General features: G+C 65.4%; 20 protein-coding genes. 9 read left to right on the top strand and 11 right to left on the bottom strand.

The genetic code is table 11. The features are described from left to right. Window positions 1-6: 6 nt before the first annotated feature. From tssC to tssA, 3 genes are read right to left on the bottom strand one after another with little or no spacing between them, the layout of a single operon-like run. On the bottom strand, window positions 7-1,482 hold the full coding sequence (gene tssC, locus SZ55_RS22525) for a type VI secretion system contractile sheath large subunit (RefSeq protein WP_044411975.1): 1,476 nt from the start codon (window positions 1,480-1,482) through the stop codon (window positions 7-9). A gap of 30 nt (window positions 1,483-1,512) precedes the next feature. Beyond that, a complete protein-coding gene (gene tssB, locus SZ55_RS22530) occupies window positions 1,513-2,013 on the bottom strand; it encodes a type VI secretion system contractile sheath small subunit (RefSeq protein ID WP_044411980.1) in 501 nt (166 codons plus the stop codon). A gap of 32 nt (window positions 2,014-2,045) precedes the next feature. Continuing rightward, entirely contained in the window at window positions 2,046-3,602 is a 1,557-nt protein-coding gene (gene tssA / locus SZ55_RS22535) for a type VI secretion system protein TssA (protein WP_044411983.1), read from the bottom strand. Window positions 3,603-4,059: 457 nt separating this feature from the next. Here tssA and SZ55_RS22540 point away from each other — a divergent pair, with 457 nt between their 5' ends. Then, complete coding sequence (locus SZ55_RS22540) at window positions 4,060-4,578, top strand: Hcp family type VI secretion system effector (RefSeq protein ID WP_044411986.1); 519 nt, start codon at window positions 4,060-4,062, stop codon at window positions 4,576-4,578. A 53-nt stretch (window positions 4,579-4,631) separates the two neighbouring features. Here the strand turns inward: SZ55_RS22540 and SZ55_RS22545 are convergent, their stop codons facing one another. Further along, window positions 4,632-5,288, bottom strand: a complete 657-nt coding sequence (locus SZ55_RS22545) for an endonuclease I family protein (protein ID WP_044411989.1) — start codon at window positions 5,286-5,288, stop codon at window positions 4,632-4,634. A gap of 376 nt (window positions 5,289-5,664) precedes the next feature. Continuing rightward, window positions 5,665-6,564 (bottom strand): LysR family transcriptional regulator, encoded by a 900-nt coding sequence (locus tag SZ55_RS22550; RefSeq protein WP_044411992.1) that lies wholly within the window; start codon window positions 6,562-6,564, stop codon window positions 5,665-5,667. A 103-nt stretch (window positions 6,565-6,667) separates the two neighbouring features. Between SZ55_RS22550 and SZ55_RS22555 the strand changes: the two genes are divergently transcribed. Genes SZ55_RS22555 through SZ55_RS22570 form a run of 4 tightly spaced genes read left to right on the top strand, consistent with a single transcriptional unit; the run spans window position 6,668 to window position 9,497 of the window. After that, window positions 6,668-7,366: an MOSC domain-containing protein gene (locus SZ55_RS22555; RefSeq protein ID WP_044411995.1), complete on the top strand. Its 699-nt coding sequence runs from the start codon at window positions 6,668-6,670 to the stop codon at window positions 7,364-7,366. Then, window positions 7,363-7,602: a hypothetical protein gene (locus tag SZ55_RS22560; RefSeq protein ID WP_044411998.1), complete on the top strand. Its 240-nt coding sequence runs from the start codon at window positions 7,363-7,365 to the stop codon at window positions 7,600-7,602. Before SZ55_RS22555 ends, SZ55_RS22560 begins: the two co-directional genes overlap by 4 nt. Then, window positions 7,595-8,791, top strand: coding sequence for an acetylornithine transaminase (locus tag SZ55_RS22565; RefSeq protein WP_044412001.1), 1,197 nt, complete (start codon window positions 7,595-7,597; stop codon window positions 8,789-8,791). The genes SZ55_RS22560 and SZ55_RS22565 overlap by 8 nt, the downstream gene beginning before the upstream one ends. Window position 8,792: 1 nt before the next feature. Beyond that, complete coding sequence (locus tag SZ55_RS22570) at window positions 8,793-9,497, top strand: type 1 glutamine amidotransferase (protein WP_044412004.1); 705 nt, start codon at window positions 8,793-8,795, stop codon at window positions 9,495-9,497. 349 nt (window positions 9,498-9,846) lie between these two features. Here the strand turns inward: SZ55_RS22570 and SZ55_RS22575 are convergent, their stop codons facing one another. Together SZ55_RS22575 and SZ55_RS22580 are read right to left on the bottom strand one after the other, a co-directional pair. Next, window positions 9,847-10,641: a carbon-nitrogen hydrolase family protein gene (locus SZ55_RS22575; RefSeq protein ID WP_044412007.1), complete on the bottom strand. Its 795-nt coding sequence runs from the start codon at window positions 10,639-10,641 to the stop codon at window positions 9,847-9,849. A gap of 12 nt (window positions 10,642-10,653) precedes the next feature. Beyond that, window positions 10,654-12,336, bottom strand: coding sequence for a flavin monoamine oxidase family protein (locus SZ55_RS22580; RefSeq protein WP_044412009.1), 1,683 nt, complete (start codon window positions 12,334-12,336; stop codon window positions 10,654-10,656). A 295-nt stretch (window positions 12,337-12,631) separates the two neighbouring features. Here SZ55_RS22580 and SZ55_RS27695 point away from each other — a divergent pair, with 295 nt between their 5' ends. After that, complete coding sequence (locus SZ55_RS27695) at window positions 12,632-13,657, top strand: fimbrial protein (protein ID WP_160298852.1); 1,026 nt, start codon at window positions 12,632-12,634, stop codon at window positions 13,655-13,657. Between the two features lie 4 nt (window positions 13,658-13,661). Here the strand turns inward: SZ55_RS27695 and SZ55_RS22585 are convergent, their stop codons facing one another. Continuing rightward, window positions 13,662-14,135: an Lrp/AsnC family transcriptional regulator gene (locus SZ55_RS22585; protein WP_044412011.1), complete on the bottom strand. Its 474-nt coding sequence runs from the start codon at window positions 14,133-14,135 to the stop codon at window positions 13,662-13,664. Between the two features lie 135 nt (window positions 14,136-14,270). Between SZ55_RS22585 and SZ55_RS27185 the strand changes: the two genes are divergently transcribed. Beyond that, the gene (locus SZ55_RS27185) at window positions 14,271-15,290 is read left to right on the top strand and encodes a fimbrial protein (protein WP_152644535.1); all 1,020 of its coding nucleotides are present in this window, start codon (window positions 14,271-14,273) and stop codon (window positions 15,288-15,290) included. A gap of 85 nt (window positions 15,291-15,375) precedes the next feature. On the opposite strand, the gene SZ55_RS27190 is transcribed toward SZ55_RS27185, so the two are convergent. Continuing rightward, entirely contained in the window at window positions 15,376-16,350 is a 975-nt protein-coding gene (locus SZ55_RS27190) for a fimbrial protein (RefSeq protein WP_160298853.1), read from the bottom strand. 307 nt (window positions 16,351-16,657) lie between these two features. Here SZ55_RS27190 and SZ55_RS22600 point away from each other — a divergent pair, with 307 nt between their 5' ends. Together SZ55_RS22600 and SZ55_RS22605 are read left to right on the top strand one after the other, a co-directional pair. Then, window positions 16,658-17,629, top strand: a complete 972-nt coding sequence (locus SZ55_RS22600) for a fimbrial protein (RefSeq protein WP_044412012.1) — start codon at window positions 16,658-16,660, stop codon at window positions 17,627-17,629. Between the two features lie 122 nt (window positions 17,630-17,751). After that, window positions 17,752-18,723 (top strand): fimbrial protein, encoded by a 972-nt coding sequence (locus SZ55_RS22605; RefSeq protein ID WP_044412016.1) that lies wholly within the window; start codon window positions 17,752-17,754, stop codon window positions 18,721-18,723. Window positions 18,724-18,729: 6 nt separating this feature from the next. Here SZ55_RS22605 and SZ55_RS22610 read toward each other — a convergent pair whose 3' ends face one another. Continuing rightward, the gene (locus SZ55_RS22610) at window positions 18,730-19,764 is read right to left on the bottom strand and encodes an AraC family transcriptional regulator (protein WP_044412019.1); all 1,035 of its coding nucleotides are present in this window, start codon (window positions 19,762-19,764) and stop codon (window positions 18,730-18,732) included. Between the two features lie 8 nt (window positions 19,765-19,772). Beyond that, window positions 19,773-20,690, bottom strand: a complete 918-nt coding sequence (locus SZ55_RS22615) for a GGDEF domain-containing protein (RefSeq protein WP_044412021.1) — start codon at window positions 20,688-20,690, stop codon at window positions 19,773-19,775. Between the last annotated feature and the right edge of the window lie 247 nt (window positions 20,691-20,937).

The raw sequence follows: 20,937 nt of genomic DNA on the forward strand, positions 1-20,937 counted from the left end.
CGGCCCTTATTCCTTGTCCAGCTTGCCGACCAGGGACAGGGTGAAATCCGCCCCCATGTACTTGAAGTGCGGCCGGATGCTCAGGCTCACGCGGTACCAGCCCGGTTCGCCTTCGACATCGGTGACCAGCACCTGGGCTCCGCGCAGCGGGCGGCGGCTACGGACTTCGGAGCTGGGGTTCTCCTGGTCGGCCACGTACTGGCGAATCCACTTGTTCAGCTCCAGCTCCAGGTCGGAGCGCTCCTTCCAGGAGCCGATCTGCTCGCGCTGCAGCACTTTCAGGTAGTGGGCCAGGCGGTTGACGATGAACAGGTAGGGCAACTGGGTGCCGAGCTTGTAGTTCAGTTCGGCGGTGCGGCCTTCTTCGCTGATGCCGAAGAACTTCGGCTTCTGGGTGGAGTTGGCGGAGAAGAATGCGGCGTTATCGCTGCCCTTGCGCATGGTCAGGGCGATGAAGCCTTCTTCGGCCAGCTCGTATTCGCGGCGGTCGGAAACCAGGACCTCGGTGGGGATCTTGGTTTCGATCTCGCCCATGCTCTCGAAGTGGTGCAGCGGCAGGTCCTCGACGGCGCCACCGCTCTGCGGGCCGATGATGTTCGGGCACCAGCGGAACTTGGCGAAGCTGTCGGTGAGGCGGCTGGCGAAGGTGTACGCGGTGTTGCCCCAGAGGTAGTGCTCGTGGTCGTTGGCGACGTTCTCCCGGTAGACGAAGGTCTTCACCGGGTTCTCTTCCGGGTCGTAGGGGTTGCGCAACAGGAAGCGCGGCAGGGTCAGGCCGACGTAGCGGGCGTCCTCCTGTTCGCGGAAGCTCTGCCACTTGGCGAACTGCGGGCCCTCGAAGTGGTCCTTCAGGTCCTTGAGGTCGGGCAGGCCGGTGAAGCTCTCGATGCCGAAGAACTTCGGCCCGGCGGCGGCGATGAAGGGCGCATGGGACATGCAGGCGACGCTGGCGACGTACTGCATCGTCTTGATGTCGGGGGCGCTGGGGTTCATGTAGTAGTTGGCGATGATCGCGCCGACCGGCTGGCCACCGAACTGGCCGTATTCCGCGGTGTAGATGTGCTTGTAGAGGCCGGACTGGACCACCTCCGGGGAGTCCTCGAAGTCATCCAGCAGGTCCTGCTTGGAGACGTTGAGGATCTCGATCTTGATGTTCTCGCGGAAGTTGGTGCGGTCGATCAGCAGCTTGAGGCCGCGCCAGGAGGATTCCAGTGCCTGGAACTCCGGGTGGTGGAGGATCTCGTCCATCTGGCGGCTGAGCTTGGTGTCGATCTCCGCGATCATGCGGTCCACCAGGGCCTTCTTGACCGGCTCGCCCTGGTTCTGCGGCTTCAGCAGTTCTTCGATGAAGGCCGAGACGCCGCGCTTGGCGATGCCGTAGGCCTCGTCCTCCGGGGTCAGGCTGGTTTCGGCGATGATCCGGTCGAGGATCCCGTGTTCGGCGGCCTTCGCCGACTGTTCCTGTGCTGCGCTGATGCTCATGGTTCGCGTCCTTTCAATCTGTTCCGGTTGTTACTCGTCCTGGCTGGTACCGAGGCCCAGTTCACCCAGTACGCGGGTGCGGGATTCCTCGTCGGCCAGTACGCCTTCGATCGCCTTGCGGAAGGTGGGGGCGTTGCCCAGCGGGCCCTTGAGGGCGACCAGGGCGTCGCGCAGCTCCATCAGCTTCTTCAGCTCGGGCACCTGCTCGACCAGGTTGGCGGGGTTGAAGTCCTTCATGGAGTTGACCGACAGGCTGATGCCCAGCTCGTCGTCTTCCTTGTCCTCCTGGAGGCGGTTCGGCACGTTCAGCGTGAGGCTCAGCTCCTGCTTGGCGAGCACTTCGTCGAAGCTGTTCTTGTCGATGCCGATCGGTTTGCGATCCTCGACCTTGCGGTCGTCCGCACGCTGGGTGAAATCCCCCAGCACGAGCAGCTTGAGGGGCAGCTCGATTTCTTCCTGGGCGTTGCCCGTTGCGGGCTTGAAGGTGATGTTGATGCGTTCCTTGGGGGCGACCGAGCCTTCTTTGGCCATGACATGTCTCCTTTGCGTGGGGGCCCGAGGGCCTAGTCGAGTACCACCTCGAGATCGAGATGGCACAGCCTGCGGTGAACCTCGTCCTTGCGTTCGCGCACGCTGTGGTTCTGTGGCAGCAGCTCGCAGCAGCTGTGCAGGAGGTTGAGCACCTGCAGGACGAGGTCGGGTTCCCAGGCGTGCAGGCCACTGTCCTGCAGGTCCTGGTCGAGGTTTTCGAGCTGGATGCGGGCCAGCTCGTATTTCTTGGCGTGGTAGCAGAGCCGGGCCATGGCCAGTTGCCAGAAGAAGCGCTGGCGGCCGCCATGGGCTGATTGCAGGCCGTGCTTAAGGTGCTGGGTGGCGGCCTTGAGGCCGTCCTTGCGCAGGATGGCCTGGGCCTCCTGCAGGGCCTGCTCCCAGGCAGGTGCATCGTGGCCGCTGGTGGGCGTCGGGGCGGCGTCGACGGTCTGCAGGTGGGGCAGGACGTGTGCGCTGATCCAGCTGCGGGCAGCCGGGTCGGCGAACGGGCTGCCATCGTGGAAGCGCAGTTCGACGATGCCGGGCAAGCGGTGCAGGAACAGCGCGCACTGCAGTTCGACTTCGAGCATGGCGGCCTCCGCTCCCAGGCCCTGGAGGCATTCCCAGGCCATGTGCTGGCCGTCCAGCCAGAAGGGCGCGCGGGCGATGCTGCCTTCCAGTTCGGCGAGCAGGTCGGCGTATTCGCCCTTGGCCAGCCGATCCCGGTAGTTCTCCAGCTTGTCCTTGGGCAGGTTGCGCAGGGGGGTGATCTGTTCGGCGTTGCGCTCCGGGAGGCTGTCGATCGCCAGCCAGAGCAGCGTGCGGTTGAGGCGCAGGGCGCGGATGTCCGTGGTGTTCTGGCGCAACCACCAGGTGTTCAGGGGGCGGGCGGCGTCCTGCAGGGCGCGCAGGTTCTTCTGTGCGTCCCGCTCGTTCTCCACGGCGCTGGGCGAGGACAGCAACTGGCTGGCCACCTGCTTGACCTGGGCCACGGTGGCGCTGACCGCGTTGTTCTCCGGCTGGCCCTTGGCGGCCTGATTCACCCGTTCGTTGAGTCGGCGGCACAGGGGCAGGAGCAAGGGCGCATCGGCCTCCAGGCGCTGGCTCAGGCACTGGTCCAGGCGGGCGAGGGCGCTCGCCAGGTCGCGGAACAGGGGTAATTGCTCCTTGATCGGCACGGCTTCGTCGAACGCGGGCTCAAGGCGCGTAGTCAGCCAGGCCAATGCGGCGGCGCGGGTGCGCGACTTGCGCGGATGCAGGTCGTCCCAGTGTTCTTCACAGAGGTGCAGCAGCAGTGCCAGCCCGGCATGGAGGCCCTGGAAGGATTCGCACTGATAGAGCGCCCAGGTCAGCCAGGCGGCTGCGCGCAGGTCCTTCGACTGAGCACGGAGCAGTGCCTCGCTCTGTTCCCGGATCATCTGCCAGTCGATGGGGGCGCTGGTATGCAGGGAGGCAGCCTTGCCCAGCTCGTTTTCCAGAGCTTCGAATTCCGGCGAGTAGCGGACGTCTTCACCCGCAAAGCTCTCCGCCGAGACGGGCTTGGCAGCCAGCTCCTGATAATGGGCGGCGAGTTTTCCGGAGTAGCTCATCCCTGCTGGGCTCCAATTGAAGTTGACTTCCTGTTGGGCAATTGAGCGTTGCTGGAGCCGAGTGCGGGAGGCGAAGACTCGGTCGTAGCCAATTGCCATCTTCAAGGGCGACCGATTATGGAGGGGAGGTTAAAAAGTGTGTTCGCCAATACCTGTAGGAAACAGAGACAGGTGTTGAGCGCGGCGTCTTTGCGAGCCTGTAGTTGCCTGTAAGGTCTTTTCTAGAGCGGTCTATTGGCTACTTTCAGTTGATTGAAAGTGCGCAAAAAGTTGCGCTTTGAATGCGTTGAAAATTGCCCGTCATGTTTGGATTTCTTGTTGGTTTATTGGGCGAGAGCTGCACTTTTATTTGCAACTTGTTGGTTTGAAAGAAGTTTCCAGAATTGGCATGTGCCTTGTTTGTAGTAAGGGGCCTGAAGTCATCAGGCCATTCATCAACCACGGCAAGGAGACTGCCATGCCAACTCCCGCGTACCTGTCCCTCGAAGGCACCAAACAAGGCCTCATCACCGCCGGCACCTTCACCGAGGACTCGGTCGGCAACATCTTCCAGGAAGGCCACGAGGACCAGATCTTGGTCCAGGCCTTCAACCACCAGGTGATCATTCCCCGTGATCCCCAGTCCGGTCAGCCCACCGGCCAGCGTGTCCACAAGCCGCTGATGATCACCAAGGTGTTCGACAAGTCCTCACCGCTGATCTTCAACGCCCTGACGTCCGGCGAGCGCCTGTCCAAGTGCCGTCTGGAGTGGTACCGCACCTCCTCCACCGGCACCCAGGAGCACTACTTCACCATCGAACTGGAAGACGCGGTGATCGTCGATGTGCAGTCGCGCATGCCGAACTGCCAGGACCCGAACATGGCGCACTTCACCCACCTGGAAGACGTGTACTTCACCTACCGCAAGATCGTCTGGACCCACGAGGTCTCCGGCACATCCGGCTCGGATGACTGGCGTACGCCGATCTCCGCCTGACCCTTCGGCCGGGGTTCCCCGGCCGAACTCCTTCCGCCCCGACCGGGGCGGACCTATTCCGGAATCAGTTTGTCCACCATCGTCGGGTCATCGATGAAGCGATTGCGCGTGCCCTGCAGGGCGGCGATGCGGTCGTTGCGGGCGCGCTCGGCGGCGTCGGGCGGGTCCTGGCGGTGCCACTGCTTGAAGACCTGCACCTGGCCGACGATGGGCAGACCGTATTCCACATGCATATAGAAGATGGCGCGGGCGACGTTGCCCTTGGCTTCGTCCCTCGGCTCCATCAGCTGGAAGCTGCTCTTCAGCGGGCAGTCATCGATGGTGCGCGCGGAGGCGGCGTCACCCACCACGCCGAACAGCGCGTTGCGTCGCGCCAGTTCCACCCGTGCCAGCTCGGGGTAGAGGTTGTGCAGGTCGGCCAGCATGTAGGGGTATTGCGGGTTCGCCTCGCGGCACTGGGCGTCGGTCACGCAGCGCAGGGCGCTCTTGATCTGCTTGATGGCGTAGACCGGGCTGGCCGCCAGCAGGCCGCTTTCGCCCTGGAAGGGCTTGCCGCAATAGAGGGTGGTGTCGGGGCCGGCGTAGAGCTGTTTCCAGAAGGCCTCGCGGATCGCGGCCTTGGGGTCTGGCAAGCGATTCTGGCCACCGGCAAAGAGTGGGTTGGAGACGGCAAGGGCCGCCAGGGAGAGGGCTATCGCAACGACGCGCATGGTGATGACCCAGGGTGACGCCCCTTGTAGGGCTTGTTGTTATTCGGGACTGGCGGAGTCTAGCAAGTGGGTTTTGCCAAGACAAAACCAAGCGATCGCTTGCTTGGGTTCGCAAATTGCCCCGTATGAATCGATTGAATGTGATGGGCGCACCATTTGTAGGGTCATGTAAGAGAATGCTTACAAGATCTGACGGCTATAGCTGCTATCGCCGCTTGGTGGGCCTCACTAATCTACACGCCATAGGACGCCGCGCAGGAAGCGCACTGAAAAACATGGATGCAGTGGATTCTCCGCCAGGATGGCGGTTGATCAGGGATGTCAGGGAAACAAGTCTGCAGAAACCCCGCTTCGGCGGGGTTTTTCTTTTGCGCGTTCAAACGCCTTCCCAGGGCGGCGCCGGGACTTTCTCCAGCAGGTTGTGCAGCAGTTCCAGGGTGGCCTGCTGGCGCTGGGCATCGCGGAACACCAGCCCCACCTTCAGTGGCACGCGCGGTTCGCTCAGGGGCTTCCACAGCAGGTACTGGTTGGCGTGCATCTGCCGCGCCCGTCCGGGCAGCACGGTGGCCAGCTGGGTATGGGGCAGGCTGTCGAGGATGCCGGCCATCTGGTTCAGCTCCGCCTGCACGTTGGGCCGGCGGCCGATCAACGCCAGTTGTTCCTGCCAGATCTGCCGCACGCGGAACTCCTCGCCCAACAGCAGCATCGGCAGTTCCGCCGCCTGGCTCAGCGATACCTTCTTGAATTCCCGTAGCGGGTGCTCCGTGGGGATCACCAGTTGCAGCTCGTCTTCGTAGAGCAGCCGGCTGTGCAGGCCGGGCTGTCGCGGTGGCAGGAAGCCGATGCCGATGTCCAGGGTTCCCGTCAGCAGGCGCCGCTCGATGTCCAGCCCGGACAGCTCGTAGATCTGCACCACCAACTGCGGCTGGGCTTCCCGAAGCCTCTCCAGCAACAGCGGCACCAGGCTGGCGTTGACCGTCTGCAGCACGCCGATGGCCAGACTGCGCGGTGCCTGGCCGCGGAACCCGCGCAGCGCTTCGCGGGCACGTTCCAGGCCATCCAGCAGCGGCAGCGCATGGCTGTACAGCGTGTGGGCGGCGAGGGTCGGCAGCAGGCGCTTGCCGCTGCGCTGGAACAGGCTCACGTCCAGCCCCTGTTCCAGTTGGCGGATCTGCTGGGAAAGCGCCGGCTGGGACAGGCTCAGGCGTTCGGCCGCCCGGCCCACATGGCCTTCTTCATAGAGCGCGACGAAGTAGCGAAGCTGGCGAAAATCCATAAGCCCTGCTTATCGATAAAGCTGGAAAATCGAAATGGCCCGGCAACCCCGAAGCCCCTAGCCTAAGCAGCACAGAGACTGTATCTCGCGCTGGAGAGGGCGAATGTCCGGGATCGTAGTGCAAGGCGTTTTCATAGGCAAAGCCGAAGATATCGGCGGTGGGCTCAGCAGCGCGGTCGACAAGCAGCCGGTGAACCACCGGCTGTGGCTGTGGCCCCAGGGGCTCGGCAGCGATGAGCAGGGCGACCAGCGTTTCCACGGTGGCCCCGAGCGCGCCCTGCACCATTACCCGGCCGAGCACTACCGCTACTGGCGCAAGCATTACCGCCACCTGGCCTGGAAGGCGCCGAGCTTCGGCGAGAACCTTTCCACCTACGGCCTCACCGAGGACCAGGTGTGCATCGGCGACATCTTCCGCTGGGGCGGCGCCCTGCTGCAGGTCAGCCAGCCGCGCTCGCCGTGCTATCGCCTGAGCCGTCGCTGGGGCATCCCGGCGCTGCCGGAGCAGGTGCAGGAGACCGGCCGCTGCGGCTGGTTCTACCGCGTGCTGCGCCCCGGATTCGTCAGCCTCGACAGCACCCTGGAACTGGTCCAGCGCTCCTACCCGGGCCTGACGGTCGCCCACGCCATCCAGAGCTACTTCCACTACCCGCTGGAGCACGCCGGCCTGCAGCAGCTGCAGCAATGCTCGGCACTCTCCTCCCGCTGGCGCGACACCGCCGCCCGCCGCCTCGCCACCGGCGTGGTGGAGGACTGGAGTGCCCGCCTGCAAGGGCTGCCGCTGGAGGGGATGCGGGCATGAGCGACTACCGCATCGGCCTGCGCCGCGACCAGGTGCTGCTGGCGGAGCTGTCGGTCAACCAGGCCCGCTACGTCGAGGTGACCCGCGAACTGCGTGCCCGTTTCCCCCGGGAAGAAGGCTTCAGCCTGCACATCGAGCGCCGCCGCGAGCTGCGCCGCATCCTCGAACAGGGGCCGGAAGGGTTGCGCCTGCTGGGCATCGAATACCGTCATGAAGAGGTACCCGACCATGCGTGACCCGCTCGCCGGCATGCGCCTGATGAAGACCGTGGAGCGTCCCGAGCAGGTCTTCGTCCGTGGCCAGGGCTCCTGGCTCTGGGATGCCGACGGCCGCGCCTACCTGGACTTCACCCAGGGCTGGGCGGTGAACAGCCTCGGCCACAGCCCCAGCGTCGTGGTGGACGCCCTGCGGCGCCAGGCCGAAGCGGTGATCAACCCCGGGCCGGCGTATTACAACCGCAGCCTGCTCAAGCTGGCCTCGCGCCTGTGCCAGGCCACCGACAGCGACCAGGTCTACTTCCTCAACAGCGGCGCCGAAGCCAACGAAGGCGCCATCAAGCTGGCGCGCAAATGGGGCCAGGTGCACCGGGGCGGCGCCTACCGCATCGTCACCGCCTGCAACAGCTTCCACGGACGCACCCTGGCCACCATGTCGGCCTCCGGCAAGCCGGCCTTCGAGCACCTGTTCGAGCCCAAGCTGCCGGGCTTCACCAAGGTGCCCTACAACGACCTGGAGGCCCTCGAAGCCGCCGTCGACGACGAGACCGTGGCCGTCATGCTGGAGCCGGTCCAGGGCGAGGCTGGGGTCATCCCCGCCACCCTCGACTACCTGCAGGGCGCCGAGCGCCTGTGCCGTGCCAGGGGCATGCTGCTGATCCTCGACGAGGTGCAGACCGGCGTCGGCCGCTGCGGCACCCTGCTGGCCGAGGAGCTGTATGGCATCCGTGCCGACGTCATCACCCTCGGCAAGGGGTTGGGCGGCGGTGTACCCCTGGCCGCGCTGCTGGCCCGGGGCAATGCCTGCTGCTTCGAACCCGGCGAGCAGGGCGGCACCTACCACGGCAATGCCTTGATGACCGCTGCGGGGCTGGCGGTGCTGAAGACCGTGCTGGAGCCCGGCTTTCTCGAACAGGTGCGCGAGGTGTCCCAGCACCTGCGCGAGGGGCTCGCCCGGGTGGCGCGCCGCCACGGCCACGGCCCCCTGCGTGGCCATGGGCTGATGGTGGGCATGCCGCTGATCCACCAGTCGGCCACGCGGGTGGCCCGCCAGGCGCTGGAGGACGGGTTGCTGATCAACGCGCCCCAGGCCGACTGCCTGCGCTTCACCCCGGCGTTGAACGTCAGCCTCGCCAACGTCGACGAAATGCTCAAACGCCTCAATCGCGCGCTTTCCCTGGCCCGCAGCAAAGAACCGGAGATCGCCTGACATGCGTGTCGCCATCCTTCAGCACGTCCCCTTCGAAGGCCCCGGGCGTATCGCCCAGTGGCTGGAGCTGCGCGCCGCACAGGCGCGGATCTACCCCCTCCACGCCGGTGGCCGCCTGCCCGCGCTGGAGGACTTCGACCTGCTGGTGGTGCTCGGTGGCCCGATGAGCGTGCACGACGAGGCGCTCTACCCCTGGCTTCGCGAGGAGAAGGCGCTGATCCGTGCGGCGCTGGAGGGCGAAAAGCGCGTGCTGGGCATCTGCCTGGGCGGCCAGTTGCTGGCCGAAGCGCTGGGCGCCGAGGTACGCCCCGGCGAGGTTGAGATCGGCTGGTGGCCCCTGGAGAAGAACCCCCTGGCCGACCGCTCTCCGCTCGGACGAATGCTGCCCCAGCGCCTGCTTGCCCTGCATTGGCATGGCGAGACCTTTGGGCTGCCGGATGGCGCGATTCCGCTCTACGGCTCTGCCGCCTGTGCCAACCAGGGGTTCGTCTGGCGCGAGCATGCCATCGCCCTGCAATGCCACCTGGAAAGCACCCCGGAGAGCATCGAAGCCTTGTTGCAGGCCTGTCCGGAGGACCTGGCGCGACCGGGCTCGGTGGAGGATGCCGCCGCGATCCGTGATGGCTACCCCCAGTGCAGTGCCTTGGCGCCGACGCTGTTCCGCCTGCTGGACTACCTCACCGGTCCCCACGCCGTGCTGACCTGATTCCCTTCTCGAGTCCTTTTTCTCAACCGCCCGGCGGCCCTGCCCTTTGCCCCGGGCGGTTTTTCTTGGTGCGGACCTGACGCGGTTCGCGCAGCTCGCCGCATTCTGCGGACGCAACCGTGGCGTAGGGGGGGGATCGCGCGTCATCAACCCACCGCTTCCCTGGGCTGAAGCCCAGGCTACGAGGGCGTCACCACGGGGTTGAGGCACACGGGCCCAGCCGCGATTGGTGGATGGAAAAAAGCGCTATCCACCCTGCGCCGTGGCCATCGCGGCCGGAGGCGAGGGATGCGGCGGAGTCGCCGCAGGATGGGCTGAGCTGTGCGAAGCCCATCATTCCCGGCTCGCTTCAGACTAGGGGACCGTAGAGGGCGGCGCGGCGGTCGTTGAGGTAGGTCAGGGCCTGGCGGGAGCGCTCCAGCAGGTCCCGACGCAGGTCGGCGAAGGCCAGGGTTTCCTCGCGGCCGCACACGGCGGCCAGGCTGCCGTCCGGGGCGCTGACGCTGGAGAGGCCGCAATAGCGGATCTCGCCTTCGGCGCCACAGTAGTTGGCGTAGGCCAGGTAGCACTGGCTTTCGTAGGCGCGGGCCCGTACCAGCACCTCGCAGACGAAGTCGAAGGGCACCATGTTCGCCGTGGGCACCAGCACCGCGTCCGCGCCGGCCAGGGCCAGGCGGCGCACGTTCTCGGGGAATTCCACGTCGTAGCAGACCAGCAGCCCCAGCTTCCAGCCCTCCAGTTCCACCAGCGGGGACAGGTCTTCGCCTGCGCTGAACATGCCCCGGTCCAGCTCGCCGAACAGGTGGGTCTTGCGGTAGTGGCCGAGGCGCTCGCCCCGGGCATCGATCAGTTGCACCGCGTTGTACAGCGCGCCGGCGTCATCCCGCTCCGGGTAGCCGTAGAGCACGGCGATGCCGTGCTCCCGGGCGATGCCGGCGATGCGCGCGGCCCAGTCGCCGTCGGCCGCTTGGGCCAGGCGCTGCACCGCCTCCAGACCGATGTCGTAGCCGCTGAGGAACATCTCCGGCGTGATCAGCAATCGCGCCCCATGCTGTGCCGCTTCGGCCGCCCGTTGGTGCAGGCGTTCAAGGTTGGCCTCCGGGGCCAGGGGCAGCGGCGGGCATTGGTAGAGGGCGATGCGCATGGGGCTCTCCTGTCAGTCCGGCAGGGCGATGGGGCCGAGTTCGGCGAAGCAGTCGCCCGGGCCGGGGTTGTCCGCCGGGGTGCTGCCGCCGAAGTGGCGCATGATGCCCCACACCGCGTTGAGCGAGGTCTGCACCGCGCCCTCGACCCAGGCCGGCGTCCAGGACACATCGTCGCCGGCGATGAAGATGCCGCGCTGTTCGGCGGGCATGTCGTCCTGCATGAAGTGGGCGTACATGCGCTGGTTGTAGCGGTAGTGGCCCGGCAGCGCGCCCTTGAAGGCGCCGAGGAAGTGCGGGTCGGCCTCCCAGGATACGGTGATCGGGTCGCCGATGATGTGGCTGGCGATGTCCACGTCCGGGTAGATCTTCTTCAGCGCGTCGAGTGCCAGCTTCACGCGCTTCTCCACCGGGTGCGGCAGCATCTTCAGGGCGTCGCTCATCCAGGAGTAGGACAGGCAGATCACTCCCGGCTTGTCGTCGCCGTTGTCGAACAGGTAGGTGCCACGGGTGAGGCGGTCGGTGAGGGTCATGCTCAGGGTGTCGCGGCCGGTCTGCGGGTCCTTGTCCTTCCAGAACGGCCGATCGACCATCACGAAGGTCTTCGACGACTGCATGTAGCGGGTGCGGTCCAGGGCCATCCACAGCTTCTGCGAGAACAGTGACTCCTCGCACTCGATCTGGGTGGTCAGCAGCCAGGTCTGGCAGGTGGCGAGCACGGCGGCGTAGTGGCGGGTGTCGCCCCAGGTGTCGGTGACCGCCAGGTGGCCGTCGGCGGCACGGACGATGCGCTTGACCCCCGGCCGCGCCGCGCCGTTGTGTAGCGACGCCAGGCTGGTGCCCGCCGGCCAGTGCACGCAGCGCTCCGGCGCATGGCGCCAGATGCCCATGGGTACCTGCTGCACGCCGCCGACGATCAGGTGCTGGTTGTCGTCGCAGGCGGTCATCACCACGCGGAAGATCTCCAGCATGGAGTTGGGGAAATCCGAGTCCCAGCCGCCGGTGCCGAAGCCCACCTGGCCGAACACCTCGCGGTGGTGGAAGGAGAGCTGGGCGAAGGCCTTGGAGCTGGCGACGAAGTCATAGAAGGTGCGGTCGTCCCAGAGCGGGACCAGGGTGTTCCACAGGGCTTTCAGGCGCTTCACGTCGCGGTCGCGGATGGCCTGCTGGATCTCGCCGAACTGCGCGCCGTCCTCCAGGGCATCGGCCCAGGCGTCGGCCACTTCCTGGAACAGCGCCGGCAGGTCCGCCAGTTTCTCCGCGTAGTAGGTCTTGCCCTCGATGTCGATCACCGTGCTGCCGGAGGCCGGGGTGAGCGGGTTCGGGAAGGGCTGGGTCTTGAGGCCGAGCATGTCCACATAGTGGTAGAAGGCCGTGGACGAGGCCGGGAAGCGCATGCCACCCAGCTCGGCGATGATCCCGTCGGTGCCCTCGAAGGCCTGCGAGCGCAGGCGCCCGCCCATCTTCGAGGCCTCGTAGACCACCGGCTTCAAGCCCATCTTCATCAGCTCGTAGGCCGCCACCAACCCGGCGATGCCGGCACCGACGATGGCCACCTCGGCGCCGTGGTGCTCGGCCGGGATACTGCCCAGGCCGGCGGGGTGGCGGATCCAGTCGTCGAAGGCGAAGGGGAAGTCCGGGCCGAAGATGGTGATGGGGTTCTTGCCGTCGGCGGGGTGGCGGTTGTTGTTGTGCATGGCGACCTGCGAGGGATGTTGGAGGGGCTGTCTGTGCAGCGTTGGCGCCATTCTAGGGAGGCTGAATTTCGTCCATAAGACGATTTATGTCGTCATTAAACTGGTTGTGCATTCAAAACGACGAATGTTTTTAGCGAATTGTCGAGTGTCTGTAGGCGGGCTGGTGGTTCCTAGGAAATTTCTCGTAAGGCATAGGTGCTGGGCTTTCGTGAGGAAGGGATGCGCTTCGGATCGTCCCGACAAGCTGATCAGCCATCATGCGGGCCTTCATATCCGGGACACAGGGAGATGCCTCATGGGAAGTTGGCGTAGTCGTTCACTGATCCTTTTTGGCGTGCTTTGGGCAGCCTCCATGCAGCAGGCCTGGGCGGTAGTTGCTTTTTGCACGCTGAATCGCGCCACTGTTACTACTCCGGCGCCGCTGCCCACCACGTTGCCCGTGCCTCATGATGTGCCGAATGGATACGTGCTTTACGACTCCCAATGGATCGTGGGCACAGCGGGCGATGTGAGTTGCGGTGGATTTCTGCAGCACGGCCCGTTGTCCGTGACGTACGGATTCATGAGCGGTACGAGCGTGCCCGGCTTTTCCGATGTCTATCCGACAGGAGTGCCAGGAGTGGGGGTCAAGGTGGCGTGGTCGCGCAAAATATCGCCGATACCTCCCAATATCGAGGGTGGCCAATTCATGACTAGCCCCGTGCAATCCGAGCCATTGAACTATTCCCCGCTCAAACCTACGCAGTACACACCTGCCAGTCACTGGCGGTTTCAACTGATCAAGACAGGTAATTTGGCCAGTGGCAATTTCTCTATTCCTTTTGTCCGGGTCTTTTATGGCAACGCACTCACTAATGTTCTTGAGTTCTCGAGGGGGTCGCTTGCTTTCAATATCCGCGGCTGCCGCTTGCAAACGAAAGATCAGATAGTGAATTTGGACAAGTCCTGGCCAAAGGACTTTCGAGGGTTTGGCACTACGACTCGACCCAAAGACTTCAAGATCAGACTTAATTGCGAGCCGAGTACCAGCGTCAAATATCTGATCGATGGTACCAAGTTCGACCAATCTACTTTGCTCAACACAGGTGAGGGAAATACTGAGGGCAAACCACTGGCGGGTGGGGTTGGTGTACAACTGCTTCAGCGTCACGGTAACGGTGGGCTGCTGCTTATGGGTGAGAAAATTCCGTTGAAGAACGTGGTTGTATCAGACCCTTCGAACCCTGAAATATCGTTAGCTGCCCAGTACAAGCAGATAGGAACAACCATTACTCCAGGTTTTGTCGGTTCGCATGCCACCATCACCCTGTTCTACGACTGACCCGTCAGGCCGGCCCCGGCAGGGGCTGGCCGCGGTCGATCTTGCAACTGAGGATGATGGAGGTGGTGGTGCGCTCCACCCCCTCCACATTGCCGATCTCGTCCAGCAACTGGTCCAGCCGCTCCGGTGATTCGGCGCGCAGCCAGGCCACGTAGTCGAACTCCCCACTCACCGTGCACAGCAACTGCACCTCGGCCATGCCGGTCAGGCGGCGCAGCACGTCCTTGCCGCTGCGTGGCCGCACGGTGATGCCCACGTAGGCCTGCAGGCCGCCTTCCGCCACGCGCTGGCCCAGGCGCACGCCGTAGCCGCTGATCACCCCGCTGCGCTCCAGCCGTGCCAGGCGCGAGTTCACCGTGGTACGGGCGATGCCGAGGCGGCGGGCGAGGGTGGCGACGCTTTCGCGGGCGTTGATCTGCAGCGCGGCAATCAGCTGGCGGTCAGTTTCATCAAGGGCGTGCTGGGTGTATTCGGGCATCGTGGGTATCGGTTACCGGTTGGGCCAATGGCGCACAGGTTGATGTAAGGGGTGAAACGGGGCGGTGAGGTATTGATAGGGCCCTACGGCTGGAGGGGGCAGGGCCGATTTACCGCACTGTGACGGATACCTAGCATGCCTGCTCCGCTTGATGTGTGGAGAGCACAGTTGATCACGCCGTCTCGACTTCTGATGTATCTCTTCGTGGTCGCGCTGTTCCCCGTGATGGGGGTGGTGAGCCCCCATGCGCTGGGCTGCAGCCTGAAGCGCGGCCAGAGTACCAACTTCACGTTCCCCAGCCCCCTCAATGTGCCCCGCGACCTGCCGATCGGTGGCGTCATCTACGACACCCATGGCTGGATCGGCTCCGGCGATGCCTATGTTGACTGCATGGGGCTCTTCCAGCACTACATCGGGACGGGCTTCGTTTCCGGCCCCAGCGAGGTCACGGTTCCTGGCAAGACGGACGTGTACGTCACCGGCCTGCCGGGTGTCGGCATCCGGGTTGCCTGGTCCAGCAACCTGGACACCCCCGCCCACATGGAAGGCGGGGAGATGATGCGCTCTGCACGGCGCCGAACGCCAATCCCGCGAAACCACTATTCACCCGCGCAACGCTGGTGGATCCAGCTGATCAAGACCGGCCCGATCAACTCGGGCGTCCTCAGCATGAATCCGGTGCGGATCTACTACGACGATGAGCTGACCAACCAGCTCAACTTTCTCTCGTCGCAGGTGGTGTTCCAGAAGCGTGGCTGTGTGGCGACCGGCGCAACGCAGACGGTCACGCTGCTGCAGTCCAATATCGGCCAGTTCAAGGGGATCGGCTCAACGGCGCGCCCCCGAATCTTCAGCATCGATCTGGACTGCGATGAAGGGGTCAATGTGTCCTACCGCATCGATGGGTTGCCTGCTACCGAGTCGGTACTCAAGAACAGCACAGGCCCCGGACAGGCAAACGGTATCGGCGTTCAGCTGCTGAAAGGGGATGTGGTGCAGCCGTTATTGCTGGGGGAAAAACATGTTCTGGGTACAGCCGACAGGCCGAACAGCAATATGAAAATCGAGCTCCAGGCCCGCTACTACCAGTTCCAGGAGCAGATCAGGCCGGGATTCATCGTGACCAATGCAACGGTCACCCTGTACTACGAGTGACGGCCGGGTCGCCGATACGACGTACGCACCAGCTGCCGAGCCCGGGCTTGGCCTGCTTCCGGCAGCGCTCACGGCGCTGCTCGCCTCACTCGTAGTACAGCGTCAGGTGCACCAGCGCCTCCACTGTGCCCGGCACCACCTCGGTGTCGAGCTGGTAGTAGCGTGCCGTGAGCGGGATGTTGAGGAGCGCACCCCGGTCGGGCCCCAGGGCGGTGTAGAAGACCTTCTCGCCGAACACCACCGGGGCGCCGTTGCTGTCCCTGAGCAGTTGCACCCCCACTCCCCGCGCCGTGCCCCGTGTATCGCTGCTGTGCACCACCGAAGGCGATGCCTTGAGCGGGGCGTCCAGGCTGTAGGAGAGGCGCAGGTCCGGGTCGCATTCCAGGGGAATCTGGAAATTCGTCGGCCGCGCGGTTGAGCCCGGCCCGGTGAAGTCCCGCAGCTGGGCCTTGGCCATGCGCACGTCCAGGGACGAGTTCTGCAACCGGCACCCGCGTTTCTGGTAGATCACCTGGCTCGCCGGGAACACCAGCTCGTTGGTCAGGAGGTTGTGGTAGTAGTTGCGGATCGGCGCGATCTGGTAGGTGCCCGAGGCGATGGGACCGGTCTTGATCAACTGGATCCACCAGCGTTGGGCCGGCGCATAAGTGTCCCGCGAAATCTGCGTGGTCGAGCGCGGGATGGTCATGTAGATCCCGCCGTCCATGCCCGCCGGTCGGGCCTGAGGATCCTTGTTCCACGCCACCTTGATGCCGACCCCTGGCACGCCGGTCTCGTAGACATGCTCCAGGCCGGTGGCCTTGGTGTTGCCGGTGAAGCCCAGATCGAGCCAGAAGGTGCCGAAGCCCGAGCAGCGCGCCGACGCCTGACCGCCACCGACCCAGCCCCCCGAGTCATGCAGCACGGTACCGACCGGCGCGTCCCGCTGGATTGTGAGGGTGGCGGGGAGTGGGTAGCTGGTCTTCAACCCCGACCCGGAGCAGTTGGCTCCCAGGACGAAGCCGGGTATCCCCAACAGCGCAAGCAGGCTGCCGGACGCAAGGCACAAGGTCGTGTTCATGGAGGGCACCGTGAACGAGGAGGAGGGGATTCTTAGAGAGCGACCGGAATGAGTCCGCGCCATAGCCTTTGTCCCGGGGCTGGGCATCGGACGGCACTGGCTCCAAAAGCCGTTGATTGCTTGATGAGAGGGGATATCCGGCGAATCGTGGCAGGCCGGCCATTCGATTTCGTGGGTTGATTGACTACGAATGTAGTGATGATTGCCTACAGGTATTCAAGGATGGTGTGAAGGGTTGCCGACACGGCGATGTTGATGGCATCGGTAAAATTCCCACCCCCTTTTCCTACCCTGTCGGTCATCCCCCATGAAGCACGCCGCATGCCGCACGCTGGCAGGTGCCCTGGCGCTCCTGCTGATGTCCAGCCTTGCCTGGGGCGCCAGTTGCACGGGCTCGGGGCACAAGACCCAGTTCCCGCTGCCTACCACGCTGACCCTGCAGCGCGACGCACCCATCGGTTCGGTGCTCTATGACACCCATGGCTGGATCGGCACGGGCGTGGCCTCGGCCTCCTGCTCCGGGCCGGGCACCATCTGGCAGGACCATGGCTACAGAGCGGCCATGACAGCCACTTCACTGCCGGACGTCTATGAGTCGGGTGTTCCGGGCATCGGTATCCGAGTGGCCTGGGCGAACAACGCCAACCGTCCGCCGCCCACCATGAGCGGGGGCTCCTACATGAGGTACCCGCGCACTGAAATGCAGATATCCGCCACCACCTACGCGCCGGCCCAGCTTTGGTGGGTCCAGTTGATCAAGACCGGCCCCATCGCCTCGGGCACCTTTCAGATCGCGCCGATCCAGGTCTACTACCACAACCTGCTGACCAATGAACTCACCTTCCCGGCGAGCCAACTGGTGTTCAACAAGCAGGGTTGCCGAATGCTCAACCCTGCTATCACCGTGACGCTGCCAACTGCAAACCTGCATCACTTCGACGGTTACGGCAGTTCGGCAGGGGAGCGTCCGTTCACTATCCCCCTGGAATGCGACGCCGATATTCATGTCTCCTACCGAGTGGACGGGCTCCAGATCACCGATTCGGTGCTGAAGAACAGTGAGGGTGCCGGCATGGCCAAGGGCGTAGGCGTGCAACTGCTTAAAGGCGCGGGCGGAGGTACGCCACTGGTGCTGGGTGCCAAGGCCTATCACCTGTACACCGGGGAGATGCCCGGCCTCAGCGTGATTCCGCTGGTCGCCCGCTATTACCAGGTCGACAGCGCTGTCACCCCCGGCCAAGTGATCACCACCGCCACCCTCACGATGTTCTACGAGTGAGTCGCTCGATCGTCCTACGGCGCTTGCCTACAGGCGCGGCGGTCACGCCGGACGCCCGGCCGACAGGGAGAGACGGAGCGAGTCATTAAAATTCGCCCCCCATTTTTCCCCCGGTCACCTTCATGAACCCGCGTCCTTTCACCCGGCTGGCCAGCGCCCTGGCACTCCTGCTCGCGTCCGGCATGGCCTGGGGGGCCAGCTGCAGCGGGTCGGGGCACAAGAACCAGCTGCCGCTGCCCACCACCCTGACCGTTCACCGCGATGCGCCGATCGGCACCGTGCTGTACGACACCAACCGCTGGATGGGCGGCGGCAGCGCCAGCGCCACCTGCACGGGGCCCGGCACCCTGTGGATGGACCACGGCTACAGCGCCACCATGCAGCGGACGGCCCTCGAGCATGTGTATGAAAGCGGCGTGCCGGGCATCGGCATCAAGGTGGCCTGGGCCAACAACGGCAGCCGTCCGCCCGCCACCATGAGCGGCGGCATCTTCATGGGCCACCCGCGCACCGAGACGCAGATATCCGCCACCACCTACGCACCCGCCCAGCTGTGGTGGTTCCAACTGATCAAGACCGGCCCCATCGAGTCGGGCACCTTCGCCATCAAGCCGATCCAGGTCTACTACCACAACCTGCTGACCAACGAACTGACCTTCCCGCCGACCCGCCTGGTGTTCAACAAGAAGGGCTGCCGGCTGCTCGAACCCACCCTCACCGTGCACCTGCCCACTGCCAACCTCCACCACTTCGAGGGGGTGGGCAGTTCCGCCCGGGAGCGGCCGTTCGACATCCACCTGGATTGCGACCCGGACATCCGCATCCACTACCGCGTGGACGGGCTGAAGGCCGCGGATTCGGTGCTGCAGAACAGCACCGGCGCCGGCATGGCCAGGGGCGTGGGCGTGCAACTGCTCAAGGGCGCTGGCAACGGCGAGCCGTTGGTGCTCGGGATCAAGGCCTTCCATCAGGCCAGCGGTACCCAGGGTGGCCCCAGTGCCATCCCGCTCATCGCCCGCTATCACCAGCACGAGCCGGACATCGCCCCCGGCGCAGTGATCACCACCGCCACCCTCACGCTGTTCTACGAATGACGCCCCTCAAGCCCCGAACAGCTGGCGCAGCGCGCTGGGGGAGAGCCCCGTCCAGCGCCTGAGCGAGCGGCGGAAGTTGGTGCTGTCGTGGAAGCGCAGGTACGCCGCCACCTCGTCGTTGCCGTAGCCCTTGATGCGATAGAGGTACAGCGCCACGTGCTTGCGCACCAGGTCGCGCTGCTCCTGGTAGTGCGTGCCGTGCTTGGCCAGCTTGCGCTTGAAGGTGGCCGGGCTCATGGCGAAGGCCTGGGCCGCGTCCTCCAGCACCGGCGCCTCGCGCACCCGCTCCAGCAACCAGCCGTAGAGCCGGTCCAGCAGGCTGGCGCGATGGCCCAGCGTCTCCAGCTGGCGCGCACATTCCTGGCGTGCCACCCGGCCGGCGGTCTGCGACACCTCCGGCAGCGCCCGGGTCAGCCAGGCGCGCGGCACCTGCATGGCGTCCACGTGCTGGTCGAAGCGCACCTCTTCCCCCAGGTGCACCCAGTACTGCTCGATGCAACGCGGCTGGCCATGGGCGAAGTGGTAGCGCCACGGCAGCCGCTCCCCGCCCAGGCGCCGGCACAGCGCCGCCACCGCCGCCATGCTCGCCTCCAGCAGGAAGCGCCGGTGTTCCCCTGCCCCGCAGGCGTCCACCCAGTAGAGCCAGGCGTCCTGCTCGTCCAGCAACAGCCGGGGCGCCAGCAACGGGGTCAGCAGCGCCCGCTGGCGGATCAACTGGCCCAGCGCATCCTGCAGGTGCTCGGCATGCAGCAGGGTGTGGCTGGCGGCGCCGTAGTGGCCGGGCAAAAGCCGCTGGCCGAAGAGAAAGGCCGTGTCGTCGGCAGCCAGCAGGCGCCGGGCATTGCCGATCAGCCCGAGGAACTGCTGCGGGCTGACGAGCTGCCCACCGGCGAGGATGTCCTCGTAGAACAGCCCGGTCCCCCGCAGCAGGCGGTGGCTGTCGATCCCCCGCGAGAGCGCCAGGTCGATCAGCACCGCCGGCTGGCCGTGGGCCGGGATGAAGCGGCTGTCGCACTCGTACCAGTCACCCCTGATGGTCATCGCGCACCTCAGGCACTGTGGGCCAGGCGCGGCGAGCGCGCCTTCGCCAGGGCCAGGTTGAGCCGTTGCAGCAGCGCCTCGGGGCTCTCGTCCAGGGCCATCGCCACCGCCGTGCTGGTGCGCAGTTGCAGGCGCTCGCCGTGTTGGCGGGTGCGGTGGGCGAAGTGCGCCACCGCCTCGCCCAGCTCCGTGGCCAGCTGGTGCGCCTGGCGCTCGCCGGTGTTCGGCAGCAGCACCACGAAGCGGTCGCCGGCCAGGCGGCAGAGCAGGTCCTGGCGGCGCAGGTTGAGCAGCAGCAACTGTGTCAGGGCCAGCAGCAGGTGGTCGCCCTCGGCGTGGCCGAAGCGGTCGTTGACCTGGCTGAAGTCATCGATGTCGAGGATCACCAGCGACAGCGGCTGGCCGTTCGCGGCGGCCTCGCCCAGGCCCAGCTCCAGCTGGCGGCGCAGGTAGTCGGCGTCGCCCAGCGGGGTGAGGGTGTCGAACTGGCGGTGTTCGCGGAACAGCCGCTCGCGCTTCTCCATCTGCGCACTGATGGCCAACTGCTCGCGGTGCCAGTGGTAGATGCCCAGGGTCAGCAGCACCAGGCCGATGGGCATCGGCACCGACTCCAGCCAGTGGTCCCAGTGCACCGTGTCGGGCATGCGGATGAATTCGTCGAGGCTGTCGATCCACCAGGAGAAGAACACCCCCGCCAGCCCCAGCACCAGCAGGTTGGTCACCCGCCCGGCGGGCCGGCTTTTCAGCACCAGGCCGATCCACACCAGCGCCAGCAGCGCCGAACCGCCCTCGCCGAGTATGTCCAGCCAGACCCACTCCGACGCCGCCTTCAGGTCGCCCACCGCCAGGTGCAGCAGCAACCCGGCATTGGCAGCCAGGAACAGCGCGGTGAGCTTGAGGCGGTGCAGCGTCAGCAGGGAGGTCATGGGCAGGTCCGCAGGGTTAGACCGGGCCAGCAGAGCAGATGATTGTGACGGCGAGGTTGCAGCGCCGGAGCGGGGTGGGAGGGTCGGATCGGCTCAGGGGACGTGGGGTGTTTTTCAGCATTTCGCGCTGCTTTCGTAGGGGCGAATTCATTCGCCAGGCAGCCCGCAGGGCTGCTTCTGCGGGGCTGTAGGTAGCGGCGGACCTGCGCTCCGCTGGGCGAATGAATTCGCCCCTACAGGAGGCTCC

Source organism: Pseudomonas sp. FeS53a (assembly GCF_000931385.1).
Classification (GTDB): domain Bacteria; phylum Pseudomonadota; class Gammaproteobacteria; order Pseudomonadales; family Pseudomonadaceae; genus Metapseudomonas; species Metapseudomonas otitidis.

Coding starts and splice junctions, on each gene's coding strand:
- SZ55_RS22555 (WP_044411995.1), top strand. CDS start 6,668: ATGTCCGGGATCGTAGTGCAAGGCGTTTTCATAGGCAAAGCCGAAGAT.
- SZ55_RS27190 (WP_160298853.1), bottom strand. CDS start 16,350: ATGAACACGACCTTGTGCCTTGCGTCCGGCAGCCTGCTTGCGCTGTTG.
- SZ55_RS22570 (WP_044412004.1), top strand. CDS start 8,793: ATGCGTGTCGCCATCCTTCAGCACGTCCCCTTCGAAGGCCCCGGGCGT.
- SZ55_RS22560 (WP_044411998.1), top strand. CDS start 7,363: ATGAGCGACTACCGCATCGGCCTGCGCCGCGACCAGGTGCTGCTGGCG.
- SZ55_RS22600 (WP_044412012.1), top strand. CDS start 16,658: ATGAAGCACGCCGCATGCCGCACGCTGGCAGGTGCCCTGGCGCTCCTG.
- SZ55_RS27185 (WP_152644535.1), top strand. CDS start 14,271: ATGCCTGCTCCGCTTGATGTGTGGAGAGCACAGTTGATCACGCCGTCT.
- SZ55_RS22550 (WP_044411992.1), bottom strand. CDS start 6,564: ATGGATTTTCGCCAGCTTCGCTACTTCGTCGCGCTCTATGAAGAAGGC.
- SZ55_RS22540 (WP_044411986.1), top strand. CDS start 4,060: ATGCCAACTCCCGCGTACCTGTCCCTCGAAGGCACCAAACAAGGCCTC.
- SZ55_RS22585 (WP_044412011.1), bottom strand. CDS start 14,135: ATGCCCGAATACACCCAGCACGCCCTTGATGAAACTGACCGCCAGCTG.
- SZ55_RS27695 (WP_160298852.1), top strand. CDS start 12,632: ATGGGAAGTTGGCGTAGTCGTTCACTGATCCTTTTTGGCGTGCTTTGG.
- SZ55_RS22545 (WP_044411989.1), bottom strand. CDS start 5,288: ATGCGCGTCGTTGCGATAGCCCTCTCCCTGGCGGCCCTTGCCGTCTCC.
- SZ55_RS22565 (WP_044412001.1), top strand. CDS start 7,595: ATGCGTGACCCGCTCGCCGGCATGCGCCTGATGAAGACCGTGGAGCGT.
- tssA (WP_044411983.1), bottom strand. CDS start 3,602: ATGAGCTACTCCGGAAAACTCGCCGCCCATTATCAGGAGCTGGCTGCC.
- SZ55_RS22615 (WP_044412021.1), bottom strand. CDS start 20,690: ATGACCTCCCTGCTGACGCTGCACCGCCTCAAGCTCACCGCGCTGTTC.
- SZ55_RS22605 (WP_044412016.1), top strand. CDS start 17,752: ATGAACCCGCGTCCTTTCACCCGGCTGGCCAGCGCCCTGGCACTCCTG.
- tssB (WP_044411980.1), bottom strand. CDS start 2,013: ATGGCCAAAGAAGGCTCGGTCGCCCCCAAGGAACGCATCAACATCACC.
- SZ55_RS22575 (WP_044412007.1), bottom strand. CDS start 10,641: ATGCGCATCGCCCTCTACCAATGCCCGCCGCTGCCCCTGGCCCCGGAG.
- tssC (WP_044411975.1), bottom strand. CDS start 1,482: ATGAGCATCAGCGCAGCACAGGAACAGTCGGCGAAGGCCGCCGAACAC.
- SZ55_RS22580 (WP_044412009.1), bottom strand. CDS start 12,336: ATGCACAACAACAACCGCCACCCCGCCGACGGCAAGAACCCCATCACC.
- SZ55_RS22610 (WP_044412019.1), bottom strand. CDS start 19,764: ATGACCATCAGGGGTGACTGGTACGAGTGCGACAGCCGCTTCATCCCG.